Annotated in this window: 1 protein-coding gene; it reads left to right on the top strand. The window is 58.5% G+C overall.

Translation table 11 applies throughout. From position 1 onward, the window contains the following. The first annotated feature begins 102 nt into the window (after positions 1–102). Entirely contained in the window at positions 103–255 is a 153-nt protein-coding gene (locus ASC50_RS07275) for a hypothetical protein (protein WP_158648507.1), read from the top strand. Positions 256–270: the final 15 nt, after the last annotated feature.

The following is a 270-nucleotide window of genomic DNA, read 5'->3' as shown; positions in this document are numbered from 1 at the left end:
CCGGTGCCTGGCGGTTTTTTCACCCCTATCGAGGGGGTTCCGGAGGGTTATAAAAACTCCAAAAGCTAGGATTTAACGGGCCGCGGGGTGCCACCATTCCGGGTGGGGGCGGGGCGTCCCCCGCCCCCCCACCCCCCCCCCCACCCGCCCCTACAATCATCCCCGCAATCATCCCTACAACTACCGATACCAACCACACGCGGTGTCTATCTTGTGCGGATTGGGGAGAAATTGCTGAAAGTGGTGGTGGAATGAAAACAAATGAACAAT

It is taken from the genome of Candidatus Symbiothrix dinenymphae, from assembly GCF_001431085.1.
The sequence above is the reverse complement of the archived record's forward strand: the minus strand, read 5'-3'. Positions and strand labels throughout refer to the sequence as shown.